Annotated in this window: 13 protein-coding genes; 4 read left to right on the plus strand and 9 right to left on the minus strand. The window is 42.0% G+C overall.

From position 1 onward, the window contains the following. The 6 genes from J6I68_RS11150 to J6I68_RS11175 all read right to left on the minus strand — a co-directional run. Nucleotides 1-537 (minus strand): PHP domain-containing protein (locus J6I68_RS11150; RefSeq protein ID WP_292220363.1); only part of this gene is annotated, 537 nt, incomplete at its 3' end. Between the two features lie 10 nt (nt 538-547). Then, on the minus strand, nt 548-2,494 hold the full coding sequence (locus tag J6I68_RS11155) for an EAL domain-containing protein (RefSeq protein ID WP_292220365.1): 1,947 nt from the start codon (nt 2,492-2,494) through the stop codon (nt 548-550). Continuing rightward, nucleotides 2,491-3,258 (minus strand): response regulator, encoded by a 768-nt coding sequence (locus J6I68_RS11160; protein WP_292220367.1) that lies wholly within the window; start codon nt 3,256-3,258, stop codon nt 2,491-2,493. Before J6I68_RS11160 ends, J6I68_RS11155 begins: the two co-directional genes overlap by 4 nt. Before the next feature lie 3 nt (nt 3,259-3,261). Beyond that, nucleotides 3,262-7,059 (minus strand): EAL domain-containing protein, encoded by a 3,798-nt coding sequence (locus J6I68_RS11165; RefSeq protein ID WP_292220369.1) that lies wholly within the window; start codon nt 7,057-7,059, stop codon nt 3,262-3,264. A gap of 35 nt (nt 7,060-7,094) precedes the next feature. After that, nucleotides 7,095-8,318 carry an EAL and HDOD domain-containing protein gene (locus J6I68_RS11170; RefSeq protein ID WP_292220370.1) on the minus strand — a complete coding sequence of 408 codons (1,224 nt, stop codon included), beginning with the start codon at nt 8,316-8,318 and terminating at the stop codon, nt 7,095-7,097. Nucleotides 8,319-8,426: 108 nt separating this feature from the next. Further along, on the minus strand, nt 8,427-9,335 hold the full coding sequence (locus tag J6I68_RS11175) for a glycosyltransferase family 2 protein (RefSeq protein ID WP_292220372.1): 909 nt from the start codon (nt 9,333-9,335) through the stop codon (nt 8,427-8,429). Between the two features lie 94 nt (nt 9,336-9,429). Between J6I68_RS11175 and J6I68_RS11180 the strand changes: the two genes are divergently transcribed. Continuing rightward, entirely contained in the window at nt 9,430-10,572 is a 1,143-nt protein-coding gene (locus J6I68_RS11180; protein WP_292220373.1) for a glucose-1-phosphate adenylyltransferase, read from the plus strand. Next, the gene (gene glgD / locus J6I68_RS11185) at nt 10,572-11,690 is read left to right on the plus strand and encodes a glucose-1-phosphate adenylyltransferase subunit GlgD (RefSeq protein WP_292220375.1); all 1,119 of its coding nucleotides are present in this window, start codon (nt 10,572-10,574) and stop codon (nt 11,688-11,690) included. The genes J6I68_RS11180 and glgD overlap by 1 nt, the downstream gene beginning before the upstream one ends. Before the next feature lie 91 nt (nt 11,691-11,781). Here glgD and J6I68_RS11190 read toward each other — a convergent pair whose 3' ends face one another. Next, the gene (locus J6I68_RS11190) at nt 11,782-13,851 is read right to left on the minus strand and encodes a methyl-accepting chemotaxis protein (RefSeq protein ID WP_292220377.1); all 2,070 of its coding nucleotides are present in this window, start codon (nt 13,849-13,851) and stop codon (nt 11,782-11,784) included. A 209-nt stretch (nt 13,852-14,060) separates the two neighbouring features. Here J6I68_RS11190 and J6I68_RS11195 point away from each other — a divergent pair, with 209 nt between their 5' ends. Continuing rightward, a complete protein-coding gene (locus J6I68_RS11195; protein WP_292220380.1) occupies nt 14,061-15,545 on the plus strand; it encodes a methyl-accepting chemotaxis protein in 1,485 nt (494 codons plus the stop codon). 125 nt (nt 15,546-15,670) lie between these two features. Then, nucleotides 15,671-15,844: a hypothetical protein gene (locus tag J6I68_RS11200; protein ID WP_292202991.1), complete on the plus strand. Its 174-nt coding sequence runs from the start codon at nt 15,671-15,673 to the stop codon at nt 15,842-15,844. Nucleotides 15,845-15,932: 88 nt separating this feature from the next. Here J6I68_RS11200 and J6I68_RS11205 read toward each other — a convergent pair whose 3' ends face one another. After that, a complete protein-coding gene (locus tag J6I68_RS11205; RefSeq protein ID WP_292220382.1) occupies nt 15,933-16,184 on the minus strand; it encodes a hypothetical protein in 252 nt (83 codons plus the stop codon). A gap of 106 nt (nt 16,185-16,290) precedes the next feature. Further along, on the minus strand, nt 16,291-16,784 hold a 494-nt coding region (locus J6I68_RS11210; protein ID WP_292220383.1), incomplete at its 5' end, for a hypothetical protein.

Here is a 16,784-nt window from a genome sequence, read left to right on the forward strand (position 1 = left end):
CTTAAATCCCCGGCTTTTTGCATACATATAGGCTCTTGCGTTCTGTTCGTCCGGATTGGCAGCATTATAAACTTCCACGCCGTCACTTACTCCCGGAGTGATGTTGATCTCAGACAGGTACCCTCTCTCCCTGTAGGGATGAGCCTGGATCATTATTCCTCCAGCCTCATGTACCTTGTCGTAGATCCTGTACCTGTCGCTCCTATCCTCCAGATCAGGATTATCTAACAGCCATTTCTTATCTACTCCATATATAAGGAACTCATCACCATAAAAGTTATACTCTATCCCAAAGAGTACTGTGAAATCTGTTCCTGCTTTTTCCAGCGCATGCTCATAGCCGCTGCAGTAGATATTTACCCTCTCCTCCCAGGGAAGGTTTTTGGGAACACAGCTGTTTCCTGTAAAAAAGTGGTCTGTAACAATGATCCCTGAATATCCCAGCCCCTTCATATAGTCAATGTAGTCTTCCCCTTTAGTCCTTGCGCATGCACTGGCTTCTACAGTGTGCAGATGTGTCTCATATACGTATTTCATAAACTAGTAATTACCATTCCCTGTTAAATGTATCTTCGTGCCAGAATTTATTCTGGAGCTCATTCTTTGAGCAGAGCCCTCCAAGATAGGTACCAACAATATAATTTCCATTGACCTTGCTTGCTTTTTTATAGAGGTCTTCCGAATCTATTCCAGAGAGGATCATTATCATGCCAAGCTGACTGATCATTGTGGTCCTGTTCTTTAAGATGATATCTTCCTGGCCATGATGTATGGATTCATAGTGTTTTTTTACATTGATGGAAACGCCGTCAAACTTGGCAACCATGCGGCTGTCAAGACCAAGTAGTCCCGCGTCATCAGTAGCCAGCACAAAGGGAAGCCCAAGTTTACTAAACTCATCAATGACATACTCAAGTTCATCCTCTGCCTGCATGGCTATAGTATCGCCCACATCAAACACCAAAAACTTTGGATCCACATTATATTTTTCTATACTCTCTTTTACCCTCTTTACAAGCTCATGGGTAAGGACCTGAACAGACATAATATGAATGACAATGGAAAATCTCGTTGTAACTGTGTGGGCAAGTCCTTCACTGATAAACTTGCACACTGAATCTATCATACGAAATTCCAGCTCAGTTACAAAGCCTGTATTTTCTGCCACAGACATAAATTCTGGAAAACTTGCCTTTAAAGATTCAAGCTCTTTTAATGTCAGGAAAGCCTCTGCTGATGCGATCTTGTGAGTATTCTTGTCGTACACCGGCTGATACATGACCTTAAAACTGTTCTCTGCCATGCCCTTGGTGATAGCTTTCTCAATACTGATCTTCCTCAGAATGAAGTCAAGATCATTGCCCCTGAGCACCATCTTGTCGATATTTTCAATTTCAGCTTCCGCCAGCAGGATGATGTCACTGGAATCGCTAAGCTCATCCGGACACTTGGCGCACAAAACCTTTATCTTAACATTGGTGATACCGCCACCAGCTGAAAAACTCTTTTGAAATCTGTCCTCGATATTTAATAATATCGCATCAACGTCCTCTTTGGTAGCTTCTGGACAAACAAGAAAGAAGTTTCCACCACTTGATCTGTAGGAGTCATATCTGTCATCAAGCTTTTCAAGGAAATCTGAGATCTCAGCCATGAGGCTGTCGTACCCTTCATGTCCCACGATTCTCCTGTACAGATTGTCATTTATTACTCTTACACAGATCACATAGAAATCTCTTTTCACCCCAAAGTACACGTTCATATCGTGCAAAAGGGCTGACTTATTATAGGCATTGGTCCTGTAGTCAAGTCTATAGTCATCTTTTTCTATCATGATCATAAGTCCCATAAGGCCAAGAGCTTCACCCATAAGCTCGCACACCACAGCTGGGAACAGCATCTGTATTATTGTAGCGCTTGTAGCAAGGAACATGAAATAGAACATGGCAACCTTCTGAAGGTTGTTCATGGTGTTCCAGAATCGCTTTATCAGATACACACAAAAAAGAACATAGGCAATACACACTATGTAGGCAATATAAATGCCTGTACCTCTTCCGTAAAACAGGTTTTCGTCATAGTAGAAATAAAAATGGGTGATGGGATTTGTTAAGACAACAAGCTCCAGGATAAGAAAGGGAGCCAAAAAGATCACGATATTTCTTTTGCTTAACTTGTGGAATACCTCGCACACAACAATGATGTATATGCAGAATATAGGAATAAGTGCAAGGTGAGTAAGATAATATAAAAAGTTACATAAATAGGTCACAACAAGGCGCAGCGTATATGGAAGGCCTGATGGTGCCACAAAGGTGGATATCAGTCCCGTCAAGCAGTTGATAAAGATTATCAAAAGCATTGCAAGGAAAAGGTGGCTGCGAAGACGTTTTTTGCTTGATCTGCGCATCACAGCCGTATAAAAAATACAGGTAACACAAATAAGTGCCGCCGCTATTCTAAATGACAATCCACCTATTACAGCGTAGTTCATTTAATACTCTTCCCCGATCTAAAGAATGCATCAAGCGTCGCAAGAAGCTTGTCCTTTGAAATAGACTTAAGGAGATAATCAACTGGTTTTAAAGAGATGACGTTTGTAACGCTCTCCCTGTCGTTTTTACCAGTTAAGAACATAACTGGAGTAGAGTTTGAAAAGGACTCACTCTTTAGCATTTCCATTACCTTTGGTCCGTCAAGAACCGGCATGTCATAGTCAAGGAGGATAAGATCCGCCTTATTGGTGGCAAGCCATGCCACAGCCTGAGTTCCGGAATTAGCCATTCCAACTCTGTAAGTGTCTTTAAGCCATTCCCTGATCATCTGAAGGAAAGTAAGATCATCATCAACTATGAGGATGCATTTTCTTCTTTGCATCTCAAATTCATCGTCAGTAGCTATGGCGATCTTGCTCATAAGATCTCCCATTTCAAGGGGCCTTGTAACCTCAAAGGCTATATCCTCTTTTGGTATATACTGATGCACAAGGTCAAAGGCAAATTTATCTCCAATGACCATCATGATCATCCTTTCCTCGACGCATAGGTCCTTAAAGTAGACCATTGCGTCCCTGTGTTCTTCAAACTCTGAATCAGTATAAAGAAGGATCAGGCTGGCCCCGCTTTTTTTACTGGACAGATCTGCAATGGAATAGGTTGATTCCACCACGTTATACTTGGCAGCGATCATTGCATTTTTAATGGCGTTCACAAGAAAGGTCTCTTCATTTCTTACAAGCACAATCTTTTTATTAAACATATCTTATTCCTGTAGCTCTTTTAATCCTGTAGATGCAAGCTCACTAATCTCTTCCCACTGCAATTTGTAAGCCATATCCCCGATCCTCTTTACCAGGTCCTTATCGTGTGGCTTTAACCTGTACTGTTTAATGGAATCCAGGATAAAGGTAAGAGTGTCATAGTCAAGAGACTTGCTCACCTCAATGATGGTCTGATATGCATCGATCATCTGGGCTTTGCTTATCAGCTCTTTTGTCTCATCTCCATCCTCTGATGGTCCATCATCAAAGTCAGGAAGCTTAGACAGTGAATAGATCACTATGGAATAGAGGTTTAGAAGCTCGTTGTGATACTCTTCTATTGTATCCGCGTCGTGATCATTACCTGCCTTTTCAAGCATCTCTGAAAGCTTCGACAGCTCCGTCGCTCCGATGGTCCTTGAGGTGCTCTTTAAAGAGTGAACATAGCTTGTGTAATCTTTTATATTCTTGTCAGCATAGGCAGATTCTATGTTGTCCCTTGTCATCTCTGCTGACTCGTAGTAGACCTTAAGGATGCTTAAATAGCTGTCCACGCTTCCGCAGTTTTTAAGTCCTTCTTTCGCGTCAACCTTCTCAAGGTCATTAAGATAGTCAGGAATCTCTTCCTTGGCCATGCTTTCTTTTTCATTTTCCGGCGTGGCATCAGAAGATTCACTGATTAGGACCTTATTCTTTGGAAGATATTTAATGAGGGCTTCCTCAAGCTTATCGCTCTCAATAGGCTTACTTAAGTAATCGTCAAAGCCTTCCCTGATAAAGTTCTCTCTTGCTCCGGAAATTGCATTGGCAGTAAGGACGATAACAGGTGTATCAACATTTGCTGAGGTGTCATCCTTCTTCATGGTCTGAAGGGTTTCAATACCGTCCATACCTGGCATACGGTAGTCCAAAAGGATCAGGTCATACTTTTTACTGTGCTGCTTTTCCAGACACTCCTGTCCGCTTCTGGCAGATTCTATCTGAAGGAGTGTATGCTTTAATAGCTCCCTTATTACCACGTGATTCATTGGTGTGTCGTCAACTACAAGAACCCGGGCGTCTGGAGCTGTAAACTTCTCCTTGTAAGTCTTTCTCTCTTTTAGCGAAGCCTGAAGTCTTGTCTTAAAGTCTCCAATCGGAACATCCTTAACAATCTTTTGAGGAAGTGACATCCTGAAGGTTGATCCCTTGCCATACTCACTTTCAACATCGATGGTTCCGCCCATAAGTTCAAGAAGTGACGATGTGATGGCAAGACCAAGTCCGCTCCCTTCAACAGTCTTGTTCTTGTCGATATCAAGGCGCTTGAACTTATCAAACAGCGAATGCATGTCCTCTGGCTTTATTCCAATACCTGTATCTATTACATCAATGTGCAGAATGATCCTGTCGTTAAAGCTACGCTCACCTTTTATTCTTAAGGTTACACTTCCCTGGGAGGTGTACTTGATGGCGTTATTAAGGACATTAACCATGATCTGGCGAAGTCTCATCTCATCGCCCATCATGGAATTTGGTATGTTCTCATCAACATCAAAAACAAGGTCTATGACCTTTTGCTCTGCCTTGATGTGCACCATATTGAATATGTCATTTAAGACTGTACTAAAGTCATACTCAGCCTCATGGATCTCCATACTTCCAGCTTCGATCTTGGAAAAGTCCAGGATATCGTTTATGAGGGACAAAAGAGTCCTTCCTGCGCCTTCAATGTTCTGGGCGTACTCAAGGATTTTTTCATCCTGGCATTCACGAAGGATAACTTCGTTCATACCAAGCACTGCATTGATAGGAGTCCTGATCTCATGGGACATATTTGCAAGGAAATTACTCTTGGCGTCATTGGCAGCTTTAGCTCTTCTCTCCTCCATCTTGGCAAGTTCAGTTGCACGAAGGATTGCAACAAACTCAGTTTTGCTGACTGCCTCTGAGAAGTAGCTTCCCTTTAAGAAGTCTGACTTTATTCCGGAAGTAATGTCCATAAGCTCCTGAGAATCGATGTGGTCAAGGACAACCTTCTTGCCCATCTGGTTCATCATCTTAAGCCTGTTCTCAAGGATGATCTTATTCTGACCCTGATTGCCAACCATCTTAAGGAGCCCGGCATCCATCTTGACACCTTCAAAGATAAGCGAAGATGCTGACTGCATGTTAAAGAAACCAGTGCCATACTCATCCATGAAAAATCTTATGCCATCTTCATCAAGCTGTTTCATGACATTGCCAAGCACGTCCTGGTCTGTGGCTGCTGCGGATTCCGTTATGTCAAATATTATCTGAGAAGGAACAACGCCGTGTTCTTCAAATAAAGTCCTTGTCTTAAGAACAAAGTCAGACTTAATGAGCTGGACTGATGAAAGGCTGATCTCAATAAACTCAAGGCCCAGTTCCTGAGTCATACCACCAAGGAAGTACAAGGCTTCGTCAATAACAAACCAGCCAAGGTTCTCGATCATGCCTGTCTGCTCTGCTATCGGAATGAACTCTGAAGGCTCAATTACACCAAGGTCCTTGTCTTCAAATTTAAGCGTTGCCTGTGCACCGCAGATTGAAAGATCCTCTTTTTTATAGATAGGCTCAAAGTATACTCTAAAGCTCTTTTCCCTGATTCCTCTCCTTACAGCATTCTCTATCTCTCCCCTTCTCAACAGGAAGTTAAGATCATTGCAGCAAAGTACTTTTTCATCAGACGCATCAAAGGCTGAATCAGAAAGCAGGTATAACTGATCAAGGGCACTAAACTGCTCAGGGCACTTTGCCAGCAGCACTGCTGTTTTAAGATGTACTCTATTGCCCTCTACAGGCCAGTCACTGTTGGCCTCGATAAAGAGAGTGCTTGCTATGCGCCTCGCCTCATCAAAAGCAATGTCAGGGCATACAACCATAAGGCTGTCCGCCGAAGATCTATAGACATCAATCTTGCTGTTCTGGCTCCCTGCAAGGTTAACGGCTGCAGCCAGTACTTTTTCAAAGGTTTCATATCCTGTGATCTTGCGATATACATCTGCGTTAAGGATTCTTAGGCAGATCACATTAAAATTTCTTCCATACTTAAAATAGCTGGTAATATCACGGGTAAATGCATTTCTATTAAAGGCTCCAGTCGGAGTATCGATCCTGTCATCGTCATTTTCGAGGACGATCATGATGCCCATAAAGCCTATAGCTTCACACATGAGCTCGCACTTGATATCAATAAACGCCATCTGGACAATAGTTCCAACTACAACTATGAAAAAGAAATATAGAAGCGCTATCTTTTTTAACCTGTTAAGAGTATTCCAGTAAAGAAGCAGCGCAACAATAGCAAAAAGGATGTAGAAGGCAGCCTGGATATAGGCCAGATAAACACCAAAATGCCTGTGAAGGACCAGATTGCTGTCATAGGTATATACAAGGTGAGTTAAAGGATTTATGAGAACAAAAAACTCAAGAACGTAAAATGGCAAGATGAGAATAACCCTTGCCCGCTTGGGAAATCTGTAGGAAACATTGCAGACAAGGATTATATACATTGCAAAGAATGGTGCAATGGCATAGTGTGTAAAATAATAAATGAACTGAAGGGCATCGGCCAAAATGAGCTTGCTGCTGTCCGCAAGCCCACTGCCCAATACCAGGTACCCCAGTATTACTGTCAGTGCATTGACAATGACAATTGTTATATTTGCAATAAAAAGCTTATTCTTCAGCCTGAGCTTTCTGCGCATGACCAGGGTATAGAAAAGGCAGGTCACGGCTATGATCACAGCTGCAAGGTTGAAGGTAATAACACTTCCAATGCCTCTTGAACTAATCATAGATTGCCCTCATGGTGCCAGCTACAAAGCTTCTCTTAAGCCGGGATCAGATCCCTGTACCATCTAAGTGCTCCAAGGTATGCCTCATAGATCTTATCCATATCCATCTTGCTAAGGACAAGGAGCCTTGAAACCTCCGTCCAGTCAGCATCCTCATAGCACCTGATAAACTCAAGTACAGGAGCAAATTCACCCTTATTTTCAAGGAGAGCTTCTTTGACGTTCTTGGAAACCTGAACCATCGAAAGTGCTTCTTCCATAGTCTTCTCAAGCATCCGGTCAAGAGCTGAGAAAAGTCCCATGATAAACAGCTCCGGAGCCTGCATGGCCATTTCAAACTCAGACGCAAGATTCTCTGCAAACTTAGCTCTTATCATTACAAGCCTTATGAGTTCACTTGGCTTGTCTGCGCAAAGTTCCTTGGTAACAGCAGTATTGATCCACCTCTTAAGTTCCTTCTGTCCAAGCATTGCTGCTGCGTGTCTAATGGAAGTAATCTCAGAATTAAGAGCCATTCTGTTAACGATCTCCAAAAGAGATATTACAAGGGCAGGGTCTTTTCCAATGACATCTGCCGCCTCTGTCAGATCGAAATCCGGAGCGTTAACAACATTTAAAAGTTCTATGTAGTTGACCTTCAAAGGACTTACTTCAGTCTCAGTAGAGGTTATTGGCATTCTGAAGAAACGTCCCTCATAGAGGTCGTAGCCGCCATCCTTAACAAGTTCATCGTACTGCTCCTGGGTATCAACATTTACAGCACAGAGCTTGATAGCTGGATATTGCTTCTTAAAGTAGATCTTAGCCTTTGAAATATCGATCTTTACGTGGTCTAGAAGGATATAGTCGCACTTTGATATGATCTCCTTATAGGGTTCAAAGCTGCTTATTGGGAGCTTACGGATGGCCATCTTGTAGCCCTGCTCCTTAAGTTCTCTTACCCTTTTAACAAATTCTTCTGTGGGCTGTATTGAGTTATCCATAAGTAGCACAACCTTGTTTGCAGGTACTGTGCACTGAAGGGAAATTTCTGCAAAAAGCGAGAACTGATTGATTGGGACAAAGACTTCTTTGCCACCAGTAAGTGTAGACACACCCATGCTGCTGACAACTTCAAGTTCGTGAACTGTTCCAGCTCCGTCAAATCTTGCGCCAGCCATAAGCTCGGGGTTTAAAAAGAGATTTTCCTTGCGCGCGAATACAGAATAAGCGCACACAGTCATTTTGTCATCAAAAAGAGGTATCAACGTAGCAAGCATATGTTTCTCCTTTCACTCGTGCCAAGACAAACTCCCACTTACATATATTGTACCTCTAATTATTGATTAAACAAATAATATTTTTATTAAATTCCGACTACATGTACCTTATATAGTCTTATCTATTATGAACTTAGGTCTTCCTTTTACCTCGTCATATATCTTGGAAATATAAAAGCCGATGATTCCAAGACCTATCATTGTAAATGAACCGATAAAGCACTGCAAAATGATAACTGTTGTGAAACCAGGCTGTGCTGTGCCCTGGAAAAATCTCACAATTGCCTCAATACTTGTTGCAAGTCCCACAAAGAACACGATCACACCAAGAATTGTAACCAGCTGCATAGGTGCTGATGTAAAGGATGTGATGTTGGTAACAGCATATTTTATAAGAGATCTGGTGCTCCACTTGGATGTGCCTGCTTCTCTTTCTCTTACGTCGTACTCAACCTCTGTGGACTTAAATCCGATCCAGGAAGAAAGTGCTCTGAAGAATGCGTTCTTCTCATTCATGTTGAGAAGTACATTCATAGCCTTCCTGTCAAGAAGCTTAAAGTCTGAGGCTCTTGACATGTCAAATCCAACGGAATTGGACATGATCTCGTAAAAGCTCTTAGCCGCAAACTTGTGGAAACCACTCTCTTTTCCTCTGCTGGTCTTAACTCCCTCTACGATCTCATAGCCCTGTTCCCAGAGTCTGTACATCTCTACGATCTTTTCTGGTGGATGCTGAAGGTCACAGTCAATAACAACGCAGCAATCACCCTTCGCCTTGGATATGCCTGCGAAGATCGCGGATTCTTTTCCAAAGTTTCTTGAAAAACAAACGCCCTTAATCCTCTCGTTACCTGATGCAGCCTCTTCTATCTTGTCCCATGTACTGTCCTTTGAACCGTCATTGACAAATAAAAGCTCATGGTCTATACACGCATCACATAAAATCCCATCTATCACAGAAACTGTTTTTGGTATCATCTGCTCCTCATTGTAAGCAGGAATAATCACTGAAAGCACTTAATTTGCGCTCCTTTCGTGCTTGATAAAAGTCATTGCTCATTATATCATAGTTATTAAGGTATTTAAACATTTAGCAGAGGGGGAACACCATATGGCTCAGAATGAAATGTTAGCTATGATTCTGGCTGGTGGCCGTGGAAGCAGGCTTAAAGACCTGACTACCAAGGTTGCCAAACCTGCAGTTTATTTTGGTGGAAAGTATCGTATTATCGACTTCCCACTTAGTAATTGCGCAAACAGTGGCATCGACGTAGTCGGTGTACTTACTCAGTACGAATCCGTACTGCTTAACAGTTATGTCGCACAGGATGGTCGTTGGGGACTTGACTCCAAGGACAGTGGCGTATACGTACTCACACCTCGCGAAAAAGCCGATGAGGGACTTGATGTCTATCGTGGCACAGCAGATGCCATCTCTCAGAATATTGACTTTATCGATAACTATGATCCGGAGTACATCCTTATTCTTTCCGGAGATCACATCTACAAGATGAATTATTCCAAGATGCTTGACTATCACAAGCAGATGAATGCTGACGCTACTATCGCTGTCCGCGGTGTTCCAATGAAGGAAGCAAGCCGTTTTGGAATTATGAACACAGATGGCAAAGGCCGCATCACAGAGTTTGAAGAAAAGCCCAAAAAGCCAAAGAGCAACTTAGCTTCTATGGGTATCTATATCTTTACATGGAAGCCACTTCGCAAGCTCCTTGTAGAGGATATGAAGAATCCTAATTCTGACCACGACTTTGGAAAAGACATTATTCCTAAGATGCTTGGCGAAAAGAGAGGTCTTTTCGCTTACGAATTCAAGGGTTATTGGAAGGATGTAGGAACCATCGATTCCCTTTGGGAGGCCAATATGGACCTGCTTGATCCCAAGAACTCCCTTAACCTTAACGACTCTTCATGGCTCATCTATACTGAGGACGTATCTACTCTTCCACAGTACATTGGAAAGGAAGCCAAGATAAAACGCGCTTACATTACCCAGGGCGTAAGAGTTGAAGGCTCTGTAACCAATTCTGTTCTCTTTACCGGAGCTGTTGTTGGCAAGGGAGCTAAGGTAATCGACTCAGTACTTATGCCAGGAGCCGTTGTTGAAGAAGGGGCAATAGTCACAAGAGCTCTTGTGGCTGAAAATGTCCGCATCGGCAAGAAGGTTAAAATAGGTTCAAAAAACAGCGAGAACATTGAACTCGTTGCTAAAAATGTGAAAGGAGGAACAAAGTAATGGCAGCTAGCGCATTCGGTATCGTCTCCTCCGCAGACAACACCATTCATGTTGAGGGACTTCACGACTATCGTCCAATCGGCGCTTTCTCATTCCTTGGAAGATTTCGTGTCATCGACTTCCCTATTTCAAACATGAGTAATTCAGGCATCGACCGTATTCAGGTTTATGTCCGTTCACGTCCAAGATCTATCGCTGAGCACGTAGGATCAGGAAGACACTACAACATCAACAGTAAGAGAGGTAAGATTCAGCTTTTATTCTCTACCAACTCTGCTGCCCGTTCCATCTACAACAATGATATCAACGCCTACAACGAGAACCTTGATATCATTCAGCGTATGCATCAGGACTACGTCATCATCGCTCCAAGCTATATGGTTTACAAGCAGGACTACAAACAGCTTCTTGATGCTCACATTGCATCAGGCGCTGATATCACTCTCCTCTATCACAAGGTAGATAATGCAAGAGAGTATTTCAAGAACTGCCACACCATTACAGTTAACAAGCAAAAGGGCGTTTCATCCATCGACAAAAACCTTGGAACAGCCAACAGCAAGAACATCCTTATGGATACTTACTGCATGAAGAAAGACATCTTCATTGAGCTGATCAAGGACGCAAGCTGGATGTCATCAATGTACACTCTTGCTGATATCATCAATATCATGTGCAAGCAGATGGATGTCAGAGCTTATCAGCACAAAGGTTACTTTGCTTCACTTACAAGCCTTGAGGATTACTTCCACTCCTCAATGGAACTTATCGATTATGACATTGCCAGTGATCTGTTTAAGGCAGACTGGCCAATCTATACAAGGACCACTGACTCCTGTCCTACTCAGTATTATGACAGCGCTAAGGTTACCAATTCCTTTGTAAGTAACGGTTGCTCAATCGAAGGAACAATTGACGGATCCATCATTGGTCGTAGTGTTGTGATCAAAAAGGGAGCCACCATCAAGAACTCCATCATAATGGCCTACGCCGTTATTGAGGAAGGCGTACATATTGAGAATGCCATTGTAGATAAATGGGCACATATCATTCACGCCAAGAACATCAGAGGTGATGCAGAGTCTCCTCAGTACATCAAGAGAAACGATACGCTTTAAGCACAAAATAATAAAGGTTCCACGATCTGACGATCATGGAACCTTTTATTATGCTTTGAATTATTTCTTTTGAAGAAAAGGGCCTGGTATATCAGTTCAGCTTGAACTTTCCTACGATCTCTTCCAGAGTTCCTGCTATTTCTTCCTGCTTGCTGGACATGTCGTTTACGTTACTTACAACATCTGCAGCAGCCATTACAGAATCATTTACTTTGCTGGACAGATCAGCTGTATCCTGAGTAGATTCAGCAATATTCTGGATGGCCTTGGATACCTCTTCCATTGCAGATCTGATATTCTCAACCATCTGTGCAATGTTCTCTGAGGATCCGCCAAAGGAATCAGCGTCATCACCATACTGCTTAGCTACATTTACGAAGTTATCATAATCAGGTGTAACTGTTTCTTTAATAAACTCAAGAAGCTCTCCTGAAGAATTGGAAAGAGTTCCAAACGCTTCCTGTACGCCATCGATTGTTTCTCTGATCTGCTCTACAGCCTCTGATGTGCTGCTTGCAAGTTTGTTAATCTCAGAAGCAACTACTGCAAAGCCCTTACCAGCGTCTCCTGCTCTGGCAGCCTCAATACTTGCGTTAAGTGAAAGAAGGTTGATCTGATCTGCGATCTCAGCAATGGTATCTGCAAGGGTTCCGATCTGATCTACTACCTTAGCTTTTTCACTTGCTTCTGCAAGATCTGCTTCTCTCTGCTCAGCTATATTGATAGCATTGTCATAAGCCTGCTTGGACTGTTTTTCAATCTCTCTTGCTCTATCCTTGATATCTGCAGCTTCTGTACTTGTCTTTTCAGTCTCATTGGCAAGCTGCTGAACAGATGCATTAACTTCTTCTACAGAAGCATTAACCTGTTCTGTAGCTGCTCCAGATGACATCATGGCGTCGTTAACACCTGACATATTGGTCTGGATACTTGAGAACTGACCTGAAAGTTCATTTGCCATGCTAGCAAGACCTGAGGATGTCTCTGATACCTGAACCGACTCATTCGAGATCTTACTGATAACATCTCTGTTACTCTCAAACATGTTATTGAGGGAGTCACTCATCTGACCAAGCTCATCTCCGCTCCTAGACGCTATCTTACTTACCGTAAAGTCTCCGCTTGCAAGAGATCCTGCAAAGGCCTTAACATTATTGATACTCTTTGAAATACTCATTACGAAAATGTAGATGATAACCGCACCAGCAATAAGAGCGATAGCACAGATAATAGCCAGTTTCATACCGGCAGCCTGAACAGGTTCTTCAAGCTCAGCTATATCCATTCTGATGAGAAGTTTCCAGTTGACATCAGGAATCGTAACAAATGTCAGAAGGATGTTATTGCCATTTTCCATGAAGGCACCCATCTGAGGTGAAGATGAATCTCTTGTCATGATATCCTGTCCCATTGCAGCAAGATTTGGATTGTCATCATTGGTGATAAGTACACCATTTGCTACCTTCTCAGAGTCGTCACAATACAAATATGTTCCTTTTGAATCTAAAAGGATTGCCGTTCCTGTCTTGCCTACCTTAATTGATGAGATCATACCATCAATATCAGCAAGGGACATATCAACTGTCACACAGCCAACATACGTTCCATTGTCGTAAATTGGTGCAGAGCAGCTGGCCATAACTGTTCCGGATGTAGGGTCATAGTAAGGATCAGTTATCATCGCCTGGCCCTCTGAAAGGGACTTGGCGTTCAGATAGTACTCCTGATTGAAGTAGTCATACTCAGCATTGCTGTAATCGTATGTTTCAACGATATTACCGCCATCTTTATACCAGTATGGGCCTACATACTTTTCATTCGGATCAAAAACATTTGGCTCAAACCAGATTCCAGAACCAAGAACAGAATCATTATTTGTTATGATCTTGGTGATAGTGCCCTTGTAGTTATCCATCGTAACAAAACGATAGGATGTGGATATCATCTGAGCAATGTCAACACAGGAAGTCTTGATGATCTGCAGCTTACCATCAACAATGTTCGCATTGGCAATAACAGTCTCATTCATTGTTTCAGTATTCATCTCCTGCATCGTTGTGGAGATCTGATTAGCTGAAACATAGGTCAGGCCTGCCATAGCTATTGCCATAACTGGAAGGATACACAGTAGCATCTTGGCTCTTAGACTTAATTTTTTCATCTGGTTACCCCTTTTCATAAGAAACTGATTATAAATTCAATAAATTGTTTGAATTATTTGAAATCAAATTAATTTTACTACAACAGAACATATTAATGTTCTTAAAAAAGTATAAAAACAGATGAATATATAATAAATACAACAACTATGATAAAATGAGTATATATACAAAATTTCGCCATTCTATGATTTATGGTTGGGGTAAACTTATGAATGTTGAACAGTTAAAGAAGGCCAATACAAATTGTTTTTATATTGTGATCACTACCATCGCCCTTGGAGTGGTCATCACCATTGCAAATATAATAATTAACGGCTTTACAATTCCGAAGCTTATCATAGTGATCAGCGCGCTTGTTTTAGGTCTTATGGCAATAAATGGTGGCTTTAAACATCCTACAAGCAGTAAGGGATCACTTCAGATAGTTGGAGCTGCTACTTTCTTTTTTGCCATCTTCGTAATAATGTCTGATGCTCCGATCAGTCTTTCCTTTGCCCTTCCTATTCTTCTTTGCAGTATCGTTTATCTGGACCTTAAGATTTGCAGATATGAAATTATCGTAATGAGTATTTCTTTAGTTATAAGCCTTGTAAAAGACATTGTGGCAAAGGGAAGTTTTGATATATCCTGGCTTCCAGCTGTCGTCATTCTAGCCCTGTCCTTTGTAGCATGTATCTTTTCCATTAAAAGCCTTAATGAATTCAGAAACGAGAATAACTACTACGTCAGCGCCGGAGCAGAAAAAACTCTTAAGACAGGCAGTGATATGGCTGACATAGCAGGAAACATATCAGCTCTTATCGACAAATCAAAAGACAACCTCTTTGACCTTTCAAAGCTCATGGAAGCACAGAAGTTTGTACTTACCGATGCGTCCCGCAGCATCGACTCAAATACCAACGTTATCAATGTCCAAACTCGCAGGATCCAGGTTGTAAGCGAAAAAGAATCAGCCATAACTGTAGCAAGCCAGGATCTTGAATCCTCTTCTGCTGACATCCAGAGAGCTGTAAAAGACAGTCTTAATATGGTGAACGATGTAAAATCAAGCTACAAAGACATGACGCAGCAAAGCGACCTTGCAGCCCAGAAAGCCAAAGCCCTTATGATCAAGGTCGATAGTGTAAAAAAGCTTGTTGACGCCTTTGGAAGTATGGCAAAGCAGGCTGAGCTCATTGCGCTGCATGCCAGCATAGAGGCCTCCAAGGCAGGTGCTGAAGGCTCAGGCCTTGTAGCTGTGGCCAATGACATAAGAGGATATGGAGAAAAGAATGCCACTGCCGCAACTAAGATTTCTGATATCATCGCCGCATTTTCTATTAGCGTTCAGGACATTATAAATGCCTCAGGAAATGCTGCTGACCTTGTTTCCAAACAAAGCGAAATGCTAGATAAGGTAGGCTACAACCTTCTTGGTCTTGAGAACAAGGTTTCAGATGTCCTTACAAACTACAACAGTGCCCATCAGGAAATTGAGTCGATCATGTCCTCTTCCTCTGAAATAAGGGACAGCATTGGTTCTTTGTCTTCATCCAACAGCAAAGCTGCTTCTCTTCTGCAGCAAAGTTTTGACACAACTGATCAGGCCGATGAAAAATTCAACGAATTCAAGACAATTCTCGGAGATGTGTTCTCTGAGGCAAATACGCTGGTAAGCCTACACGAAAAAGCCTTATCTCAAGCGGAATTTTAGAAAATTTTTCTAAATTTTCGCACAAAAGGGTTATATTGATGCGCTCAAATCCGTTATAATAGTAGATGGTAGATATGTTCTACTGTTAAATATTTTTACAATTTGGGAAAGGAGGAAAAAAGTGTATGACAGCTACATGTGATGTCAAAATGGAAGTGATAGACTGCATTCTTCACGATTGTGAAAATGAGTATTATCCAGACCCGGAAAGAGTAGCTCATATTACAGGACTACCATTGGGGGTTGTTTTTGATTATCTTATTGAACTTAAAAACCAAGGCCGTCTCGGCAAGCGCTGATTCAAAGAATGGAGAAATCTAATGGAAGAACAGCAATATTAAAGGTCCTATGCGTGTAAGGCATAGGACCTTTTCATTTACATAAGGATCAGAGCATCTCAACTGGCTCATGGGTAAAATCACCCTTGCCATCTTTATAAATGCTTCTCACAAAATCAATAGCTCTCTGGCCGGACTCCTCAATCGGCACATTCTGACTATAAATATATTTAAGCTCATCTCCGTTGGTCAATACAAAGTTGATCTGTGTTCCGCTGATCTTGCCATCGCCAAAATCAAGTGGCTGAACTTCTACTGAACTTACATCTTTAAGTACACCTTCACTAAAAAGAACAAGCATTATTTACCTCCTTGTGACTATTTGATATTTCAATCAAAAGTTAACAGTGTGATAAATATATGATAGCACTTATGTCAGGTGACAATTATTAAAAGATTATATATTTTTACTGTCCACTGGTTTCTTCTGATAAGGCTTCAGTTGCAGCCTCAGTATCAGTGCTGACCTCTGTTGCTGTTGTATCTGTATCAGTTGCCGGCGCTCCCGTACCTGCAATAGAGCTGTCATAGCTCTGTACTGAAGTTACATACCAGTTTCCTGTCTCTTCATTCTTGTTAAGAGTAAGAGCAAGCATATAAGTAACAGGTTCAGCAGCCTTTATCTCTTCCTCATAGATATCAAGGGCAATGAGGATAAGGTCGTTACATGCCTTCTCAACCGCCGCCTCTGCACCCTGCTCATTGGTTATCTGCAGCAGCTCTTCCTGATTATCATTATTGTATTGCTCTGAAGCCTTGCTAAACTTACTCTGAGATGACTCATTGGTAATAACGTCATAAGGGAAGCTGTTTGTCATGGTGATATAGGCTGTAGCAACATTCCCATCTTCACTCATGGCGATATCTGTGATCTCATATTCCTCAAGCATTGAAGAATACA

Origin of the sequence: Butyrivibrio sp., assembly GCF_017940685.1 — a bacterium.
Classification (GTDB): domain Bacteria; phylum Bacillota; class Clostridia; order Lachnospirales; family Lachnospiraceae; genus Butyrivibrio.